Origin of the sequence: Chromobacterium sp. Beijing (genome assembly GCF_021496765.1) — a bacterium.
In the GTDB taxonomy this organism is placed as follows: Bacteria; Pseudomonadota; Gammaproteobacteria; order Burkholderiales; family Chromobacteriaceae; genus Chromobacterium.
In genome coordinates this window covers 4,367,622-4,384,189 of record NZ_CP053750.1, presented here as the reverse complement: position 1 = coordinate 4,384,189, position 16,568 = coordinate 4,367,622, and the positions used below count along the sequence as shown (strand labels likewise).

12 protein-coding genes and 1 pseudogene are annotated in these 16,568 nt (G+C 65.9%); 3 read left to right on the top strand and 10 right to left on the bottom strand.

The window, feature by feature from the left end:
* Positions 1-41: 41 nt before the first annotated feature.
* Positions 42-683 carry a lytic transglycosylase domain-containing protein gene (locus HQN78_RS20405; RefSeq protein WP_107801008.1) on the bottom strand — a complete coding sequence of 214 codons (642 nt, stop codon included), beginning with the start codon at positions 681-683 and terminating at the stop codon, positions 42-44.
* 7 nt (positions 684-690) lie between these two features.
* Entirely contained in the window at positions 691-2,400 is a 1,710-nt protein-coding gene (locus HQN78_RS20400; RefSeq protein WP_235085872.1) for a proline--tRNA ligase, read from the bottom strand.
* 309 nt (positions 2,401-2,709) lie between these two features.
* Between HQN78_RS20400 and kup the strand changes: the two genes are divergently transcribed.
* A complete protein-coding gene (kup, locus tag HQN78_RS20395) occupies positions 2,710-4,575 on the top strand; it encodes a low affinity potassium transporter Kup (RefSeq protein ID WP_107801010.1) in 1,866 nt (621 codons plus the stop codon).
* 62 nt (positions 4,576-4,637) lie between these two features.
* Here kup and ampD read toward each other — a convergent pair whose 3' ends face one another.
* Entirely contained in the window at positions 4,638-5,225 is a 588-nt protein-coding gene (gene ampD / locus HQN78_RS20390; protein WP_235089876.1) for a 1,6-anhydro-N-acetylmuramyl-L-alanine amidase AmpD, read from the bottom strand.
* Positions 5,226-5,231: 6 nt separating this feature from the next.
* Positions 5,232-5,657: pseudogene (locus HQN78_RS20385) on the bottom strand (GNAT family N-acetyltransferase); the annotation flags it as partial.
* Between the two features lie 234 nt (positions 5,658-5,891).
* Here HQN78_RS20385 and HQN78_RS20380 point away from each other — a divergent pair.
* Positions 5,892-6,425, top strand: coding sequence for a hemerythrin domain-containing protein (locus HQN78_RS20380; RefSeq protein ID WP_107801012.1), 534 nt, complete (start codon positions 5,892-5,894; stop codon positions 6,423-6,425).
* Between the two features lie 92 nt (positions 6,426-6,517).
* On the opposite strand, the gene tal is transcribed toward HQN78_RS20380, so the two are convergent.
* The 3 genes from tal to phoB all read right to left on the bottom strand — a co-directional run bounded on the left by tal (position 6,518) and on the right by phoB (position 9,903).
* A complete protein-coding gene (gene tal, locus HQN78_RS20375) occupies positions 6,518-7,579 on the bottom strand; it encodes a transaldolase (RefSeq protein ID WP_235085869.1) in 1,062 nt (353 codons plus the stop codon).
* Between the two features lie 320 nt (positions 7,580-7,899).
* Positions 7,900-9,207 (bottom strand): phosphate regulon sensor histidine kinase PhoR, encoded by a 1,308-nt coding sequence (gene phoR / locus HQN78_RS20370; protein WP_235085866.1) that lies wholly within the window; start codon positions 9,205-9,207, stop codon positions 7,900-7,902.
* A 6-nt stretch (positions 9,208-9,213) separates the two neighbouring features.
* Entirely contained in the window at positions 9,214-9,903 is a 690-nt protein-coding gene (gene phoB, locus HQN78_RS20365; protein WP_048412957.1) for a phosphate regulon transcriptional regulator PhoB, read from the bottom strand.
* Positions 9,904-10,333: 430 nt separating this feature from the next.
* On the opposite strand from phoB, the gene HQN78_RS20360 reads away from it, so the two are divergent.
* Positions 10,334-10,777, top strand: a complete 444-nt coding sequence (locus HQN78_RS20360) for an Lrp/AsnC family transcriptional regulator (RefSeq protein WP_019100282.1) — start codon at positions 10,334-10,336, stop codon at positions 10,775-10,777.
* A 94-nt stretch (positions 10,778-10,871) separates the two neighbouring features.
* Here the strand turns inward: HQN78_RS20360 and gap are convergent, their stop codons facing one another.
* The 3 genes from gap to ptsP form a co-directional block, all read right to left on the bottom strand.
* On the bottom strand, positions 10,872-11,885 hold the full coding sequence (gene gap / locus HQN78_RS20355; protein WP_107801015.1) for a type I glyceraldehyde-3-phosphate dehydrogenase: 1,014 nt from the start codon (positions 11,883-11,885) through the stop codon (positions 10,872-10,874).
* A gap of 231 nt (positions 11,886-12,116) precedes the next feature.
* Positions 12,117-13,793, bottom strand: a complete 1,677-nt coding sequence (nagE, locus tag HQN78_RS20350) for an N-acetylglucosamine-specific PTS transporter subunit IIBC (protein ID WP_235085863.1) — start codon at positions 13,791-13,793, stop codon at positions 12,117-12,119.
* 159 nt (positions 13,794-13,952) lie between these two features.
* Positions 13,953-16,469: a phosphoenolpyruvate--protein phosphotransferase gene (ptsP, locus tag HQN78_RS20345; RefSeq protein WP_235085861.1), complete on the bottom strand. Its 2,517-nt coding sequence runs from the start codon at positions 16,467-16,469 to the stop codon at positions 13,953-13,955.
* Positions 16,470-16,568: the final 99 nt, after the last annotated feature.

Genomic DNA, 16,568 nt, shown 5'->3' with positions numbered 1-16,568 from the left:
CGGCCTGGATTCCAGAGCCGGTTTTTTTTTGCATCCGCGCTTCAGCGCAGCAGCGGCGGCGCGGCGCCCGCCGCCGCCGTTTTCACCGGCAGCGGCGCCACCCAGTGCCAGCGGCCTTTCCAGGCCCCCATCACCAGATTGGGATACTCGGCGCGGCCCAGGCTGCCGTTGTAGCGGCCCAGCGCGCGGAACAGATTGCCGCGCTCGATATCCAGGTAGTAACGCAGAATGGTGCAGCCGTAGCGCAGATTGGTGGTGAGGTCGAACAGATTGTGCTGCGCATTGCCTATGCTGCGCACCCAGAACGGCATCACCTGCATCAGCCCGCGCGCGCCAGCGCCGGAGATCGCGTACTTGTTGAAGCCGCTTTCCACCTGGATCAGGCCCAGCACCAGCTGCGGGTCCAGGCCGGCGCGGGTGGCCTCGTAATGGATGGCGGTGAGCAGACGCTCGCGCGTCCATTTATCCGGAATCCGCTTGGCCAGCCGGCTGGACATCTCTCCCAGCCAGGCGTCGGCCTCGCGCTGGTCGTCGAACACCAGCCGCGGCGCATTGGCGTCCGACACCGAACGGCGCATGGTGGAAGCGACGTTGGCGGCCAGCGCCTCTTCCTTCTGCGCGCCGGCCCACGCCGGCATCGCTGCCAGCGCGGCCAACAATACGACGATGCCGGATCGGATCATAAGACGGTCACAGTCCCAGTTTGGCTAGCACTTGTTCCAGCATAGCATCGGCGGCCAGCGCGCTGGCCTCCGCGTCGCGACGGTGCTGGTACTCGACCTTGCCTTCCTTCAGGCCGCGGTCGCCGATGGTGACCCGATGCGGCGCGCCGATCAGTTCCCAATCGGCGAACATCGCGCCCGGGCGTTCGCCGCGGTCGTCCAGGATCACGTCCACGCCCTTGGCCAGCAGGCCTTGGTACAAGGCGTCGGCGGCGGCCTTCACCTCGGCGGAACGGTCATAGCCCACCGGGCAGATCACCAGGGCGAACGGCGCGATGGCGTCCGGCCAGATCATGCCCTTGTCGTCGAAGTTCTGCTCGATCGCCGCGCCCAGAATGCGGGTGACGCCGATGCCGTAGCAGCCCATCTCGAACGGCTTGGGCTTGCCGTCCTCGTCCAGGAAGGTGGCGTTCATCGCTTCCGAGTACTTGGTGCCCAGATAGAACACATGGCCCACTTCGATGCCGCGCTGGATCGCCAGCTCACCCTTGCCGTCCGGCGAGGCGTCGCCGGCCACCACATTGCGGATGTCCATCACTTCCGGCTCCGCGCAATCGCGGCCGAAGTTGACGCCGGTGTAGTGCTGATCGTCCTCGTTGGCGCCGGTAATCATGTCGGCCATCTTGGCGACGGTGCGGTCGGCGATGACGCGGCCCTTGAAGCCCACCGGGCCCAGCGAGCCGGGATTGGCGCCGAAGGCGGCCTTGATCGCGGCCGGCGAGGCGAAAGTCAGCGGCTTCTTGATGCCGGCGATCTTCTCCGCCTTGACTTCGTTCAGCTCGTGGTCGCCGCGCACCAGCAACAGCACCGGCTGATCTTCGTCGCCGTCCACCACCACCGCCTTGACGGTCTGCTTGACGTCCACGTTCAGGAAGCCCACCAGATCGGCGATGGTCTTGACCTTGGGCGTGTGCACCTTGGCCATGGCCGCGCCGGCGGCCGCGCGTTCGCCGGCCGGGGCCACGGCTTCGGCCAGTTCGATGTTGGCGGCGTAGTCGGAACCCGGGCAGTAGACGATGGCGTCCTCGCCGGTGTCGGCGATCACCTGGAATTCATGCGAGCGGTCGCCGCCGATCGCGCCGGTGTCTGCGGCGACGGCGCGGTAGCTCAGACCCAGGCGGTCGAAGATGCGGCAGTAGGCGGCGTACATATTGTCGTAGCTGACGCCGGCGGCATCGGCGCTGCGGTCGAAGGAGTAGGCGTCCTTCATGGTGAACTCGCGGCCGCGCATCACGCCGAAGCGCGGACGGCGCTCGTCGCGGAACTTGGTCTGGATCTGGAAGAAGTTCTTCGGCAGCGCGCGGTAGCTGCGCAGCTCGTTGCGGGCGATGTCGGTGATCAGCTCCTCGGCGGTGGGCTGCAAGGCGAAATCGCGCTCATGGCGGTCCTTGAAGCGCAGCAACTCCTCGCCCATCTTGTCCCAGCGGCCAGTTTCCTGCCACAGGCCGGCCGGTTGCACCACCGGCAGGCTGACTTCGATTGCGCCGGCGCGATTCATCTCTTCGCGCACGATGTTTTCCACCTTGCGCACGCTGCGCAGGCCCATCGGCATCCAGGAGTAAATGCCGGCGGCCACTTTGCGGATGAAGCCGGCGCGCATCATCAGTTTCTGGCTGGCGATGTCGGCGTCGGCGGGGGCTTCCTTCAGGGTGGAAATGAAAAACTGCGATGCGCGCATGATGCGTCCTTGGCAATACGGTGTAATTGAGGGCTTGATTGTAGCGTTTGCCGCGCCTCGCGGCCAAGCCTTGCGCCGGCATCGCCGATTTGCGCTATAAAGATGCGTGTCCCGCCCCCCGCCGGCTACCCCAGATGCGGCCGCCGCGCAAGCAGACAGCCCGGACTCTGTCGTTTTACGAGAACACATCTCGGCTCTTGCGCGGCCTTTGCTTGGCTTACCCAGACCTCTGGAGTAATCTGCGCGCTCAAGAACCACCGATATTGCTGTGCAGCAATATACGGTGACGAACAATTCCATTGGATGCTTATGCAGGATCACAACAAACAGGCCATGGCTGGCCTGACCCTGGCCGCCTTGGGCGTGGTATACGGCGACATCGGCACCAGCCCGCTGTATACCCTGCGCGAATGCTTCACCGGCCAGGGCATCCCCACCACCCCGGAAAACATCTTCGGCATCTTGTCGCTGATCTTCTGGTCGCTGATTTTCGTGGTTTCCATCAAGTACGTGGCTTTCGTGCTGCGCGCCGACAACCGCGGCGAAGGCGGCATCATGGCGCTGATGGCGCTGGCCCGGCATTACACCACTCACGCCGCGCGCTGGAAGATCGTGCTGCTGGGCTTGTTCGGCGCGGCGCTGTTCTACGGCGACGCCATCATCACCCCGGCGGTGTCGGTCTTGTCCGCCGCCGAGGGCATGGAGCTGATTTCGCCGGCGATGGAAAGCTATGTGCTGCCGATGGCCATCGGCGTGCTGACCGGCCTGTTCCTGCTGCAACGCTTCGGCACCGCCAGCGTCGGCCTGCTGTTCGGCCCCATCATGCTGGTCTGGTTCTCCGTGCTGGGTCTGCTCGGCTTGCACCAGATCGTGCAAGCGCCGCAAGTGCTGCAGGCGCTCAATCCCTACCACGCGCTGCACTTCATCGGCCACAACGGCTGGGGCTCCTTCCTGACCCTGGGCTCGGTGGTGCTGGCGCTGACCGGCGCCGAGGCGCTGTACGCCGACATGGGCCATTTCGGCAGCTCGCCGATCCGCCGCGCCTGGTTCAGCCTGGTGCTGCCCGGCCTGGCGCTGAATTATTTCGGCCAGGGCGCGCTGCTGATGCAAAACCCGGCGGCGATCAAGAATCCCTTCTTCCTGCTGGCGCCGGACTGGGCGCTGCTGCCGCTGATCGTGATGGCGACGCTGGCCACGGTGATCGCGTCGCAGGCGGTGATTTCCGGCGCCTACTCGCTGACCCGCCAGGCCATCCAGCTGGGTTACTGCCCGCGGCTGGAAGTGCAGCACACCTCGGAAAAAGAGATCGGCCAGATCTATATGCCCTTCATCAACTGGGCGCTGCTGATCGCGGTGATGGTGGTGGTGCTGACCTTCAAGACTTCGTCCAGCCTGGCCGCCGCCTACGGCATCGCCGTCACCGGCACCATGCTGATCACCACCTGCCTGTTCTTCGTGGTGGCCCGGGTCAACTGGCGCTGGCCGCTGCCGCTGGCGCTGGGCGTCACCCTGATGTTCGCCACCATAGACCTGGGCTTCTTCAGCGCCAACATCCATAAAGTGGCCGACGGCGGCTGGCTGCCGCTGGTGCTGGGCATGGTGATCTTCACCCTGATGAGCACCTGGAAGCAGGGCCGCGAGCTGCTGTTCACGCGCCTGCGCGACCAGGCGCTGCCGCTGGACAGCTTCATCGAGAACCTGGAAGCCTATCCGCCGACGCGGGTGCAAGGCACCGCGGTGTTCCTGACCAGCACCTTGCACGGCGTGCCGCACGCGCTGCTGCACAATCTCAAGCACAACAAGGTGCTGCACGAGCGGGTGGTGTTGATGACGGTACGCACCGAAGACGTGCCCTACGTGGCGGAAGAGGACAGACTGGAGATCGTGCAGATGTCGGCTTCGTTCTGGCGCGTGGTGGCCCGCTACGGCTTCAAGGAAGACCCGAACGTGCTGCAGGTGCTGGAAGACTGCACCGCCCAGGGCCTGGCCTTCGAGCTGATGGACACGTCCTTCTTCCTGTCGCGGGAAACCATCGTGTCCACCGAGCGTCCGGGCATGTCGCGCCTGCGCGAAAAGCTGTTCGTATGGATGAGCAAAAACGCGATGCGCGCCACCGACTTCTTCCAGGTGCCGACCAACCGGGTGGTGGAGCTGGGCGCGCAAGTCGAGCTGTAAGCCCTACCGCCCCGCTCCCAAGCCGGACCGGCCCTGCCTGTCCGGCTTTTTCGCGCCTGACTCTAGCGTTGCAGGCCGCTGTCCGCCTCCGCCCGCGCCCAATCGAAGAACGGGCCGGGATCGGTCTTGCGCCCCGGCGCGATGTGCTCGTGGCCGATGACGGCGCTAAGCGGCAGCTTGCTCCGCAACGCCCGCGCCAGCGCTTGCAGCGTCCGGTATTGCGCCTCGCTGAACGGCTCGAAATCGCAGCCTTCCAACTCCACGCCAATGGAAAAATCGTTGCAGCGCTCACGCCCCCGCCAGCTGGACACGCCGGCATGCCAGGCGCGCCGCGTCACCGGCACGAACTGCTGCAGCTCGCCGGACCGACGAATGAAGAAATGGGACGACACCCGCAGGTGCTGGATTTCGGCGTAGAACGGATGCTCGTCAGGATTCAGCCGGTTCTGGAACAGCTGTTCCACGCCCAAGCCGCCGTAGCGATACGGCGGCAGGCTGATGTTGTGGATCACCAGCAGTTCCGGCGCCATGCCCTCGCCGCGTTCATCATGATTGGGCGAGGGCAGCCGGCGCGCGCCGTCCAGCCAGCCGTCTTCCAATAATTGCAAAGCAGGCGGCGGGGCCGGCTGATAATTCAAACGCCACAACATCAAGCCGTCCGGCGTGGACCAGCGCTGCTCGGCGACGAAACCGGCCTTGCGGTACAAGGACAACGCGGCGATATTGACCTCGGCGGTGTCCACGCTGACCTCGCCCTCGCCCACCAGCGCCCGGTTCAGCAGGCGATAGCCCCAGCCGGCGCGCAGCTGTTGCGGATCCACCACCACTCTTTCGATATGCAGACCGCCGTCCTCGCGGCGCGAGGCCACCAGCAGGCCGCGCAGGCTCTCGCCCTCGAACGCGCCCCAGACCGCGTAGGTGCAGGCCCGCGCCGCGGCCAGATCGGCCCACAGCACGGGCAGGTGCGGATAGGACAGCCACTCCGCCTCCAGGCGGTGGGCGGCCAATTGCAGATCCAAGGCGCGCGCGGCCAGCGCGGCGTCCCTCAAATCCAGGCTTTTCACTTCAAACGGGGCTTGCATTCACTCTCCCTGCGCGCGTAATCGATGCAACAATCCGGTAACTGGAACAGTCCAATATCGCACTTGTTTTCTGAGGCCCTACGCGGTATCAAGAACAACCGGGGCGGACAAGCCTTCATCCTGCATTCTACCGCTCCCGCCCGGCGGAAGGCTCGCCTTGCTTGAGCCGAATCATGGCCGCGGCCCGTTCCATGCCGCAGAATGCAGGCCGTCACCCATCACAGGAGAACGCCCATGCTGACGCTGGACTCTCTGAGCAACGCCGCCGCGCCCAGCTTCGAACAGCCGCTGGAAATGCTGCAAGCCTGTCACGACAAGATTCGCCGCTTCTGCGAGCAATTGGATCAGCTGCCCGCCTACATCGAGCAACACGGCGTCAACGAGGCCGCCCGCAATACGATAGACGGCGTGGTCCGCTACTTCGACCTGGCCGGCCCCGCCCATCACAGCGACGAGGAGGACGAGCTGTTCCCGCTGATTCTGGCGCGGGTGCCCACCGCCGCCTCCCGGCTGGAGCAACTGAGCGCCGAACACGGTTATCTGCATTCCTGCTGGAACGCGATCCGCGACGATCTGCTGGCGCTGCGCGACGGCAAGATCCACCGCATCAGCCGCAACGAGTTGGAGGAGTTCGCCCGCCAGTACCGCGAACACGCCGCAGCCGAGGAAAGCTGGCTGTTCCCCACCGCCGCCTCCGCCATCAGCGCCGAGGAAATGAGCGCCGCCGGGCAGCGCATGGCGGCGCGCCGGACGCAGCAGGCCGCCTGAACGACGCCTGCTCCAGGCCGCACGCGCAAAAAAGGCTGACCGCGACGGTCAGCCTTTTTATCTTGCCGCTCTCTCAGCGCCTGTTGACGTTCTCAGGCGGTCAGCTTCAGCAACTGCTCGAACGCGTCTTCGAACAGCTTCAAGCCGTCCTGCTGCAGCTTCTCGCCGGCGGCGGCCAGATCCACGCCGGACGCCCCCACCGCGTGCAACAGGGTTTGCGCGTCGTCCATGCCTTCCGGCAGCGTCAACGCGGCCTGGCCGTGATCGCGGAAGGCCGCCAGCGTGCCGTCCGGCACGGTGTTGACGGTTTCGTCGCCGATCAGGCTTTCCACGTAGAGCACGTCGGAGTAAGCGGCGTTCTTGGTGCCGGTCGACGCCCACAACAGATATTGCGGACGCGCGCCGGCGGCTTTCAGCTCGGCGAACTCGGCGCCGTGAAAACGTTCGCGGTAGCGGGCGTAAGCGGCCTTGGACAGCGCGATGGCCACCTTGCCCTGATGGGCCGCGCCCACTTGCGGATCCAGCAGGCTGTCGACGCGGGACAGGAAGAAGCTGGCCACCGCCTTGATTCCGGACACGTCCTTGCCGTCGGCGTGACGGGCGGACAGGCCGGCGATGTAGGCGTCCCACACCGCTTCCACTTGCGGCAGCGAGAACAGCAGGGTGATGTTGACGTTGACGCCTTCGCGCGTCAGCGTCTGGAAGGCGCGGATGCCGGCGGCGGTGGCCGGAATCTTGATCATGGCGTTGGGGCGGGCGATTTCCGCCCACAGGCGGCGCGCCGCGGCCAAGGTGCCGGCCTCGTCGTTGGACAGCTCCGGCGACACTTCCAGGCTGACATAGCCGTCATTGCCCTGGCTGGCGTCGTACTGGCCGCGCAGCAGATCGCAGGCGGCCTGGATGTCCGGCACCACCAGCGCTTCGTAACGCGCCTCGGCCGAGAGGCCGGCGTCCGCTTTCAGGCGGGCCAGGTCGGCCTGGTAGCTGGCGTCGCCGCTGATCGCCTTGTAGAAGATCGCCGGATTGGAGGTCACGCCGGCGATGCCGTCGTCGGCCAGCAGGCGCGCCAGTTCGCCGGAGGCGATCAGTTCGCGGGACAGATTGTCCAGCCAGATGCGCTGGCCGAAGGGGCGGATGGATTGCAGTCGATTCATGGTGGAACGATCCAGAATAAAGTCAGGGCGGACCCGGCGTCGCCGAGCCGGCCAGTGGCTACCACGCCATAGAGCCTGTTCAGAGTCTCGCGCACAAGGGCGAGACAAGACGAAAACAGCCGAGGAAGCGGAATGCACATACGGTACATGAGCATTTCGAAGCGGGTTTCTAACGCCGTATCGCCGAAGCGCAGCAGACTTTGAACAGGTTCTAAAATCGGCGGGCTAAAACGGACATCCTAACCCGCTTGGAGCGGCGCGCCAAGAGCGCCGACCCAAGCTTGCAAGAATACGCCGCATGCGGCCCCGCGGCGCGGCGCTCAGGCCGCTTGCGAGCCGCTGCGGCGGTCGCGCGGGAACACCGCGGAGAACACGCTGCCCTTGTCCGGCTCGCTTCTGATCTCCAGCCGGGCATGATGACGCGCCAGCACGTGCTTGACGATGGCGAGCCCCAGGCCAGTGCCGCCGCTGCCGCGCGAACGGCCGCGGTCCACCCGGTAGAAACGCTCGGTCAGGCGCGGGATATGCTCGCGCGGGATGCCGATGCCGGTATCCGCCACCGAGAAACGCAGCTGCTCGCCCTCCTCCTTCCAGCTCAGCGTGATGCAGCCGCCCTCCGGCGTGTAGCGCACCGCGTTGGACACCAGGTTGCCGAAGGCCGAGTGCAGCTCCTGCTGGCTGCCCCACAGCCAGGCGTCGCTGTGCCGGTCCAGCTTGACCTGATGGCGGCCGTGGGACAGGCCCTCGGCCTCCACCATCAGCGTGTCCAGCATATCCTGCATGTCCACCCGCTCCGACACCGTCGCTTTGGGGCTGTTCTCCAGCTTGGACAGAGTCAGCAAGTCCTCGACCAGGCTTTGCATACGCCGCGACTGCTCCATCATCATCGGCAGAAACTGGCGGAAGGTGGCGTCGTCCACCTGCGGCATGTCTCCCAGCGTCTCCAGAAAGCCGCCCACCACGGTCAGCGGCGTGCGCAGCTCGTGCGAGACGTTGGCGACGAAATCCTTGTGCACGGTCTGAACCCGCTCCAACTGGGTGATGTCGCGGGTCAGCAGCAGCTTGCGGGTGGAATCGAAGGGCACCATCTGCAAGGAGATCACCAGTTCGCGCGGCTGCACGAAGTTGAGCACCAGCGGCTGGCTGAAGCGCGCCTCGTTCATATAGGCGTGAAAGGCCGGTTGGCGGATCAGATTGAGGATCTGGTTGCCGACATCGCGTTTGCGGTCCAGACCCAGATGCTCCACCGCCATCGGGTTGATCCATTCGATGCGGTCGTGCTCGTCCAGCACCACCACCCCGTCCGGCATCGCCTCCCCGGCGTTGATGAAGCGCTCCAGCGCGTGGGTAAGCTTTTTCTGGCTCTGGCTCTGGGTGCGGGTGGTGCGGTACAGCGTCATGAAGATGGTGTGCCAGACGCCGAAGCCGTCAGGCACCCGCTCCGGAGTCGGCCGTTGCAGCCAACGCAGCAGCAGCGCCACATGGTAGAGATTGAAGGCCAGCCAGCCGCCCAGGCAGATGGCCACCGCGATCAGTCCGTCTTCCGCCGACGAGCCCAGCCAGAAGCCGAGGCCGATGACGGCGGTCGCCAGCAGCGAGGCCAGCGTGCGTTTCAGAAATTCAGGCATCAGGCCTCACTGCTGGGTGGAAAAGCGATAACCGGTGCCGCGCACGGTCTGGATCAGCGTGTCGTGCCCGGTGCCCTCCAGCGCGCTGCGCAGCCGGCGGATATGCACGTCCACGGTGCGCTCTTCCACGAACACATGGTCGCCCCACACCTGGTCCAGCAGTTGGGAGCGCGAATGCACGCGCTCGGGGTGGGTCATGAAGAAGTGCAGCAGGCGGAATTCGGTGGGGCCCAGATCGATAACGCCGCCGTTGCCGGTAACGCGGTGGGTGACCGGGTCCAGCCGCAGGCCTTGCACATCCACCGCGTCGTCGGTCATCTGCGGCGCGCGGCGGCGCAACACCGCCTTGATGCGCGCCAGCAGCTCGCGCGGCGAGAAGGGCTTGGTGATGTAGTCGTCGGCGCCGGTTTCCAGGCCGGTGATCTTGTCCTGCTCGTCCGAGCGCGCGGTCAGCATGATGATGGGCACATGGCGGGTGCGCTCGTCGGCGCGCAGGCGCTTGGCGATGTCCACGCCGCTGGCGCCCGGCAGCATCCAGTCCAGCAGCACCAGGTCAGGCAGCGCGTTGCGCACCAGCGTCAGCGCCGCTTCGGCGGTGCTGGCCCGCAGCACATGGTGGCCGGCCTGCGCCAGGTTGAAGGCAATCAGCTCCTGGATTGCCGGTTCGTCTTCAACAAGCAAGATATTGGCTGGCATGGTTGATCCATTCCCGTTTGAGTGTGTGGCAAGGATAAAAACGGGTGATTACAAAAATATGACATTTCGTCAAACTTTCCCACTTTGGCGCAGATTATTTTAACGCGCCAGCCGTAGACGCCTCAGCAAGCCAAAAAAAACGGGCCTGTTGCTGTGAACAGGCCCGGAATGGTCGTCGTCAATACAGATTTGATCTGACTAGAGACCAGGGACAAAGAGATCACCAGGACAGTTTCAAATGAGAGCGTTTTGGGACAATTCTCATCCGCAACGGATCTGGACAGGCGGGCCGCGGGACAGTGCGGCCAACCCTGATACGGCCAGCATTTTACGTAGCAAACAGGCGTTTTGATCAGATGGTTGATTGGATTTTCAGCCATTACGCCTTTTTTTATAAGTTTATTTCGTCATATTTCCTTATAATCGAAGAATGGATAAATTTGATAGAAAAATCATCGCCGCACTGCACGAAAACGCCCGAATCAGCTTCGCGGAACTGGCCCGGCGGGTGAATCTGTCGCCGCCGGCGGTGGCGGACCGGGTGAGCAAACTGGAGCGCGGAGGCGTGATCACCGGCTACCGCGCCACCATCGATCCCAACAAGGTGGGCATGCCCATCTGCTGCATGATAGAGCTGACGGTCAAGCATCTGGAGTACTTCGCGGTGATAGAGGAAATCCGCACCATGCCGGAGATCATCGAATGCATGTCGGTGACCGGCACCAGCGGACTGATGATGAAAGTGGTGGTGGACAATATGCCCACGCTGCAGGCCTTGATCGCGCGGCTGATGCAGTTTGGCGACACCAAGACCTCGATCGTGATCGAGGTGCCGGTGCCGCCTCGGCTGCCGGATCTGCAGCAAGATGAATAAGCCGGCCTCGTTCCCGGCATCCGCTCCTGGCGCCGCGCCATGAAAAACGGACAGGCTTGCCTGTCCGTTTCTTGAGCGAAAACCCGCTGGGCGCTTACTTGGCGGCCTGCCAGGCCACCGCGGTATCGATCATGCGGTTGGAGAAGCCCCATTCATTGTCGTACCAGGCCAGCACTTTGACTTCGCGGCCGCCGATGACGCGGGTCAGCGTGGCGTCGAAGGTGCTGGACGCCGGGTTGTGCAGGAAGTCGCAGGACACCAGCGGCAAGGTGTTGACGCCCAGCACGCCCTTGAGCGGGCCCTTGGCGGCGTCGCTGATCAGCTGGTTCACTTCTTCCTTGCTGGTATCGCGGCCGGCGGTGAAGGTCAGGTCCACCAGCGAGACATTGCTCACCGGCACGCGCACGGCGAAGCCGTCCAGCTTGCCCTTCAATTGCGGCAGCACCAGGCCCACCGCGGCGGCGGCGCCGGTCTTGGTCGGGATCATGGACACGGCGGCGGAACGGGCGCGGCGCAGGTCTTTGTGATCGGTGTCCAGCAGCACTTGGTCGTTGGTGTAAGCGTGCACCGTGGTCATCAGGCCGCGCTCGATGCCGATGGTGTCGATCAGCGGCTGCACCATGGGGGCCAGACAGTTGGTGGTGCAGGAGGCGTTGGAGACGATGGTCATCGCGCTGCTCAGCTGCTGGTGGTTGACGCCGTAAACCACGGTGGCGTCCACGCCTTCGCCGCCCGGAGCGGAGATCAGCACTTTCTTGGCGCCGGCCTGCAGATGCGCGCCGGCTTTTTCGCGAGTGGTGAACAAGCCGGTGCATTCCATCACCACGTCCACGTTCAATTCTTTCCACGGCAGCTCGGCCGGGTTGCGGATGGCCAGCAGTTTGATCTTCTTGCCGTTGACCACCAGGTGATCGCCGTCCAGCGCCACGGAAGCGGCGAACGGACCGTGCACGCTGTCGTAACGGGTCAGGTGTTCATGCAGCTCCGGCGAGGCCAGATCGTTGATGGCGACAATCTCGATGTCCTGATCGGCATAGCGCTCTTGCCATGCACGCACAATCATGCGGCCGATGCGGCCGTAACCATTGATAGCAACTCGCAACGTCATGATGCATCCTCCAAGTTGAAATGGCGCAAGGTCATCTTCCCGTGCCCTGCGCCACCACTGTCCGCCTGATTCCGCTTGTAATCAACTCGCTACATAAGTAGTGGGCGAATTACCAACATCGGCAGTGCGGAAATTGCGCCCAAGCTTGCCGTGCGTCAAATTCCGCCGGGCGACGCCCGGTTCTCAAGGCCTGTCCGAGGCCCCGCGACGCGCGGCGCATGGAAGCGACGCTCAGCCTTGCAATGCGGCGGCGTAATCGCCCGCGTCGCTATTCAATACTATATGCAATAGCGTGCCGGAGAAGGCGGTGACGCCGCTGGCCCCCAGTTGTTGCAGGGCGGCCTGGTCCACCAGCTCCGCGTTGGCCACTTCCACCCGCAGCCGGCTGCCGGCCACGGCTTCCACCTTGAGCACATTGGCCGCGCCGCCCAGCGCCGCCAGCCAGCGTTCGCGGTCTATGCCGACCACCTCGCCCAGGGCCTGCGCCGGCGCGGCCGTTTGGACGGCCGCCTCGGCGTCCGGGTTGCCCAGCGCGACGCGGATTTCGTCGGCGATCAGATCCGCCTCCGGTCCCAGCACCACTTGCACGCTGCCGGCGGCCGGCTTGATCAGGCCGCGCGAACCCAGCGCCTTCAGCGCGGCTTCGCTCACCTTGTCGTTGCTGGCCACTTGCAGGCGCAGACGGGTGGTGCAGGCGTCCACCGATTTCAGGTTAGCGGCGCCGCCCAGCGCGGCGATGAAGGCGCGCGCGCGGTCGCTGCCGGCGGCCACCGCCGCCACGGCCACCATCGCGTCTTCGCGGCCCGGGGTTTTCAGGTCGAATTTCTTGATGAAGAACACGAACAGCACGTAGTAGAGCGCGAAGTAGCCGATGCCCACCGGGATCAGCAACAGCGGCTTGGTGGACAGGCCGAAGTTCAGCAAGTAATCGAACAAGCCGGCGGAGAAGCCGAAGCCCAACTTGATGTTGAGCGCGTGCATCAAGGCCATGGCCAGGCCGGTCAGCACCGCGTGGATGGCGTACAGCGCCGGAGCCAGGAACATGAAGGCGAACTCCACCGGTTCGGTGACGCCGGTCAGCATCGCGGTCAGCGCCATCGAGAACAGCAGGCCGCCGACGGCTTGCTTGTTCTCAGGCTTGGCGGTGCGGTACATCGCCAGGCAGGCGGCCGGCAGGCCGAACATCATCACCGGGAAGAAGCCGGACATGAACATGCCGGCCGTCTTGTCGCCGGCGAAGAAGCGGGTCAGGTCGCCGTGCACCACCTTGCCGGCGGCGGAGGCGAAATCGCCCACCTGGAACCAGACAATGGTGTTGAGGATGTGGTGCAGGCCGGTGACGATGAGCACGCGGTTGAGCACGCCGTAGGCGAAGACGCCGATCTCGCCGGCGCCGATCAACCAGCGGCCGACGCTGTCGATGCCGGTCTGCACCGGCATCCAGACATAGCCCAGCACCGCGCCCAACAAGAGCATGGAGAAGCCGGTGACGATGGGCACGAAGCGCTTGCCGCCGAAGAAGGCCAGGTAGCTGGGCAGCTTGATGTCTTTGTAGCGGTTGTACAGCGCCCCGGCCACCAGGCCGGACAGGATGCCGGACAGCACCCCCATATTGATTTTCTCGTCTATCACCTTGAGCACCGCGGTGATCACCAGATAACCAATGGCGCCGGCCAGGCCGGAGGTGCCGTTGTTGTCCTTGGCGAAACCCACCGCCACGCCGATGGCGAAGATCAGGGCCAGGTTGCCGAAGATGGCGTCGCCGGCCTGGGCCATCATCTTGATGTTGAGCAGGTCCGGCTGGCCCAGGCGCAGCAGCAAGCCCGCCACGGGCAGAACGGCGATCGGCAGCATCAGGGCGCGGCCCAGCTGCTGAATGCCAGCGAATTTATTGTCAGAGGTACTCACGTCTCGTCTCCCAGTGTATGGACGCCGATGGGGGCATGGCGCTCCAGGCTGCTACCTTCTTGTGTGTCTGTACCGCTCGCTGCCGCGTGTCCCCGCGGCATGCGATGACCTCAAAACCACTTCATAAAAGCCCCGCGCGCGCCTGCGCGCCGGGCCGACTCAATCTTCCGGCCACCATTCGGCGGCCTGCGCGCGCACCGCGGCGGCGGAGTCCAGCGTCAGCAATTGCTCGGCGCGCTTGCGGCAAGCCTGCTGGTCCAGCGTCCTCACCTTGGCCTTGATCTCCGGCACCAGGCCGGGGCTGACCGATAGTTCGGCGACGCCGAGGCCGACCAGCACCGGCGCGGCCAGCGGGTCCGAGGCCAGGGCGCCGCATACGCCCACCCATTTGCCGTGCTGGCTGGCGCCGGCCACCGTGCGTTCGATCAGCCTCAGCAGCGCCGGGTGCATCGCGTCCAGGCTGGCGGCCAGCGAGGCGTTGCAACGATCCATCGCCAGCGTGTATTGCGTCAGGTCGTTGGTGCCGATGGACAGGAAGTCGGCCTCGGCGGCCAGTTGGTCCGCCAGCAGCGCGGCGGAGGGCACTTCCACCATCACGCCCAGCTGCGGCCGCTCGCTCAGCCCCGCTTCCTCGGCCAGCGCGTCGATGCGCTGGCGCAAGCGCCGCAGTTCGCCGACATCGGCGATCATCGGCACCAGGATGCGCAGCAGGGACAAGGGCCGCAGCATCAGCAGCGCGCGCAGTTGCTCGTCCAGCATCTCCGGATGGGCGAAGCCGGTGCGGATGCCGCGCAGGCCCAGCGCCGGATTCGGCTCCGGCGGCAGGGTCAGATAGGGCACTTCCTTGTCGCCGCCCACGTCCAGCGTGCGGATGATGGCGACACGGCCCTGTAATTCGTCCAGCACCGCCTGATAGGCGTTGGCCTGTTCGTAGCGATCCGGCGCGTCCTGACGGTCGATGAACAGAAACTCGGTGCGCAGCAGGCCGACGCTGTCGGCGCCGTGGCGCACCGCTTCGCGCGCGTCCTCTTCATTGGCGATATTGGCGGCCACCTCGACGCGCACGCCGTCCAGCGTCACCGCGGCGCCGTCGGCGTCCGCGCGCATATCGGCGCGGCGGCTCTCGCGCTCCGCCATCGCCTGCCGGGCGGCGGCCAACAGGGCCGCGTCCGGCGCCGGATGACAGCCGCCTTGGCTCGCATCCAGCAAGACTTCGCTGCCGGCGTCCAGCCGCAACACCTGAGGCCCGCAAGCCACCAGGGCCGGAATGCCCAGCGCGCGCGCCAGAATGGCCACGTGGCCGGTGGCGCCGCCGGCGGCGGACAGGATGCCGGCCACCCGCTCGCGCGGCAGCCGGGTCAGTTCGGAAGGCGCCAGGTCTTCGGCCACCAGAATGGAGGCCGGATACAGTGCGGGCTCGCTTTGGGCGTCGCCCAACAGGGCTTTCAGCACTTGGCGTTCAATGTCTTTGAGATCCGCCACCCGTTCGGCCAGCAAGGGGCTGCCCAGGCCGGACAGCACGCGGCATTGCGCGCGCGCCGCCTGACGGAAGGCGTGGCCGGCGCTGTGGCCGGCGGCGATGTCCCGTTCCGCCGCGTCCCGCAATTCCGGATCGTCCACCAGCGCCAGATGGGCGGCGAAGATGTCACTTTGCGAGGTCTGGCCGCGGCGCAAGGCTGTGTCGATGGCTGTGTCGATGGCGGCGGCGATGCCGGCGCTCACCTCGGCCAGCGCCCGGCGCAATTGCTCGCGCTCGCTGTCGGCGTTGACCGCGAACTCCGCCACCTGCGGCTCGAAGGCGTCGAGACGCACCACCTGGCCGATGGCCAGGCCCGGCGCCGCGCACACGCCGGCTATCCAGCCGGCCGGCAACGAGCGCGCCGGCGCGCTCGCCAAGGGCGCGGGCGCGCCGTGGCCGGATTCGGTGCGGGTCTGCAGCGCGGCGATCACCGCCGCGGCCGCGGCGGCCGCGTCCTCGCCCTGCGCCAGCACCGCCACATCGTCGTCCTCGGCCACGCCCAAGCCCATCAGGGCCACCACGCTGCGGGCGTTGGCCGCCTGGCCTTTGAACTCCACCCGCACGCTGGCGCGATATTGACGCGCCGCGTTCTGCACCAGCGCCGCCGGCCGCGCGTGCAGGCCGCCGGCATGGCGCACCGTGGCCTGACCGCGGCTTTCCGCGCCCTCGGCGCTGGGGGCCTCGTCGGCCGCCGCGCCGCCGGACAGCGTCAGAAACACGCTGCGGCCCGCCTGCTGCCAGCCCTCGCCCCGACTTTCCAGCGCATAAGCCTCGCCATTGGCGATCACCACCATGGTCAGCAGCGACGGCGCGCGCCGCGCCACCGCGTCCAGATCCACCTCGATCAGGGGCTGGCCCTGACGCACCGCGTCGCCGGCCTTGACCAGCGGCTTGAAGCCCTCGCCCTCCAGCTTGACGGTGTCGATGCCGATGTGGATCAGCACTTCCGCGCCGTTGGCGGCTCGCAGCGTCAAGGCGTGGCCGGTGCGCGCCAATTGCGCCACCTCGCCGTCACAGGGCGCCAGCAGGGTGCCGGACAGCGGCTCAATCGCCAGGCCGTCGCCCATCATCAAGCCGGCGAAGACCGGATCGGGCGCGCGGCTCAGCGGCACGGACGGCCCGTCAAACGGGGCCAGGAGTTCGAGCGTAGCGGACATGGGGGACGTCTCCATTCTTACTGACTGATGTGTCTCCGCGGCCGGCGCGGCTTCCGCTGGACGCCGTTCGCGGCGCGCCCCGTTCGTGTAGACGGTCGG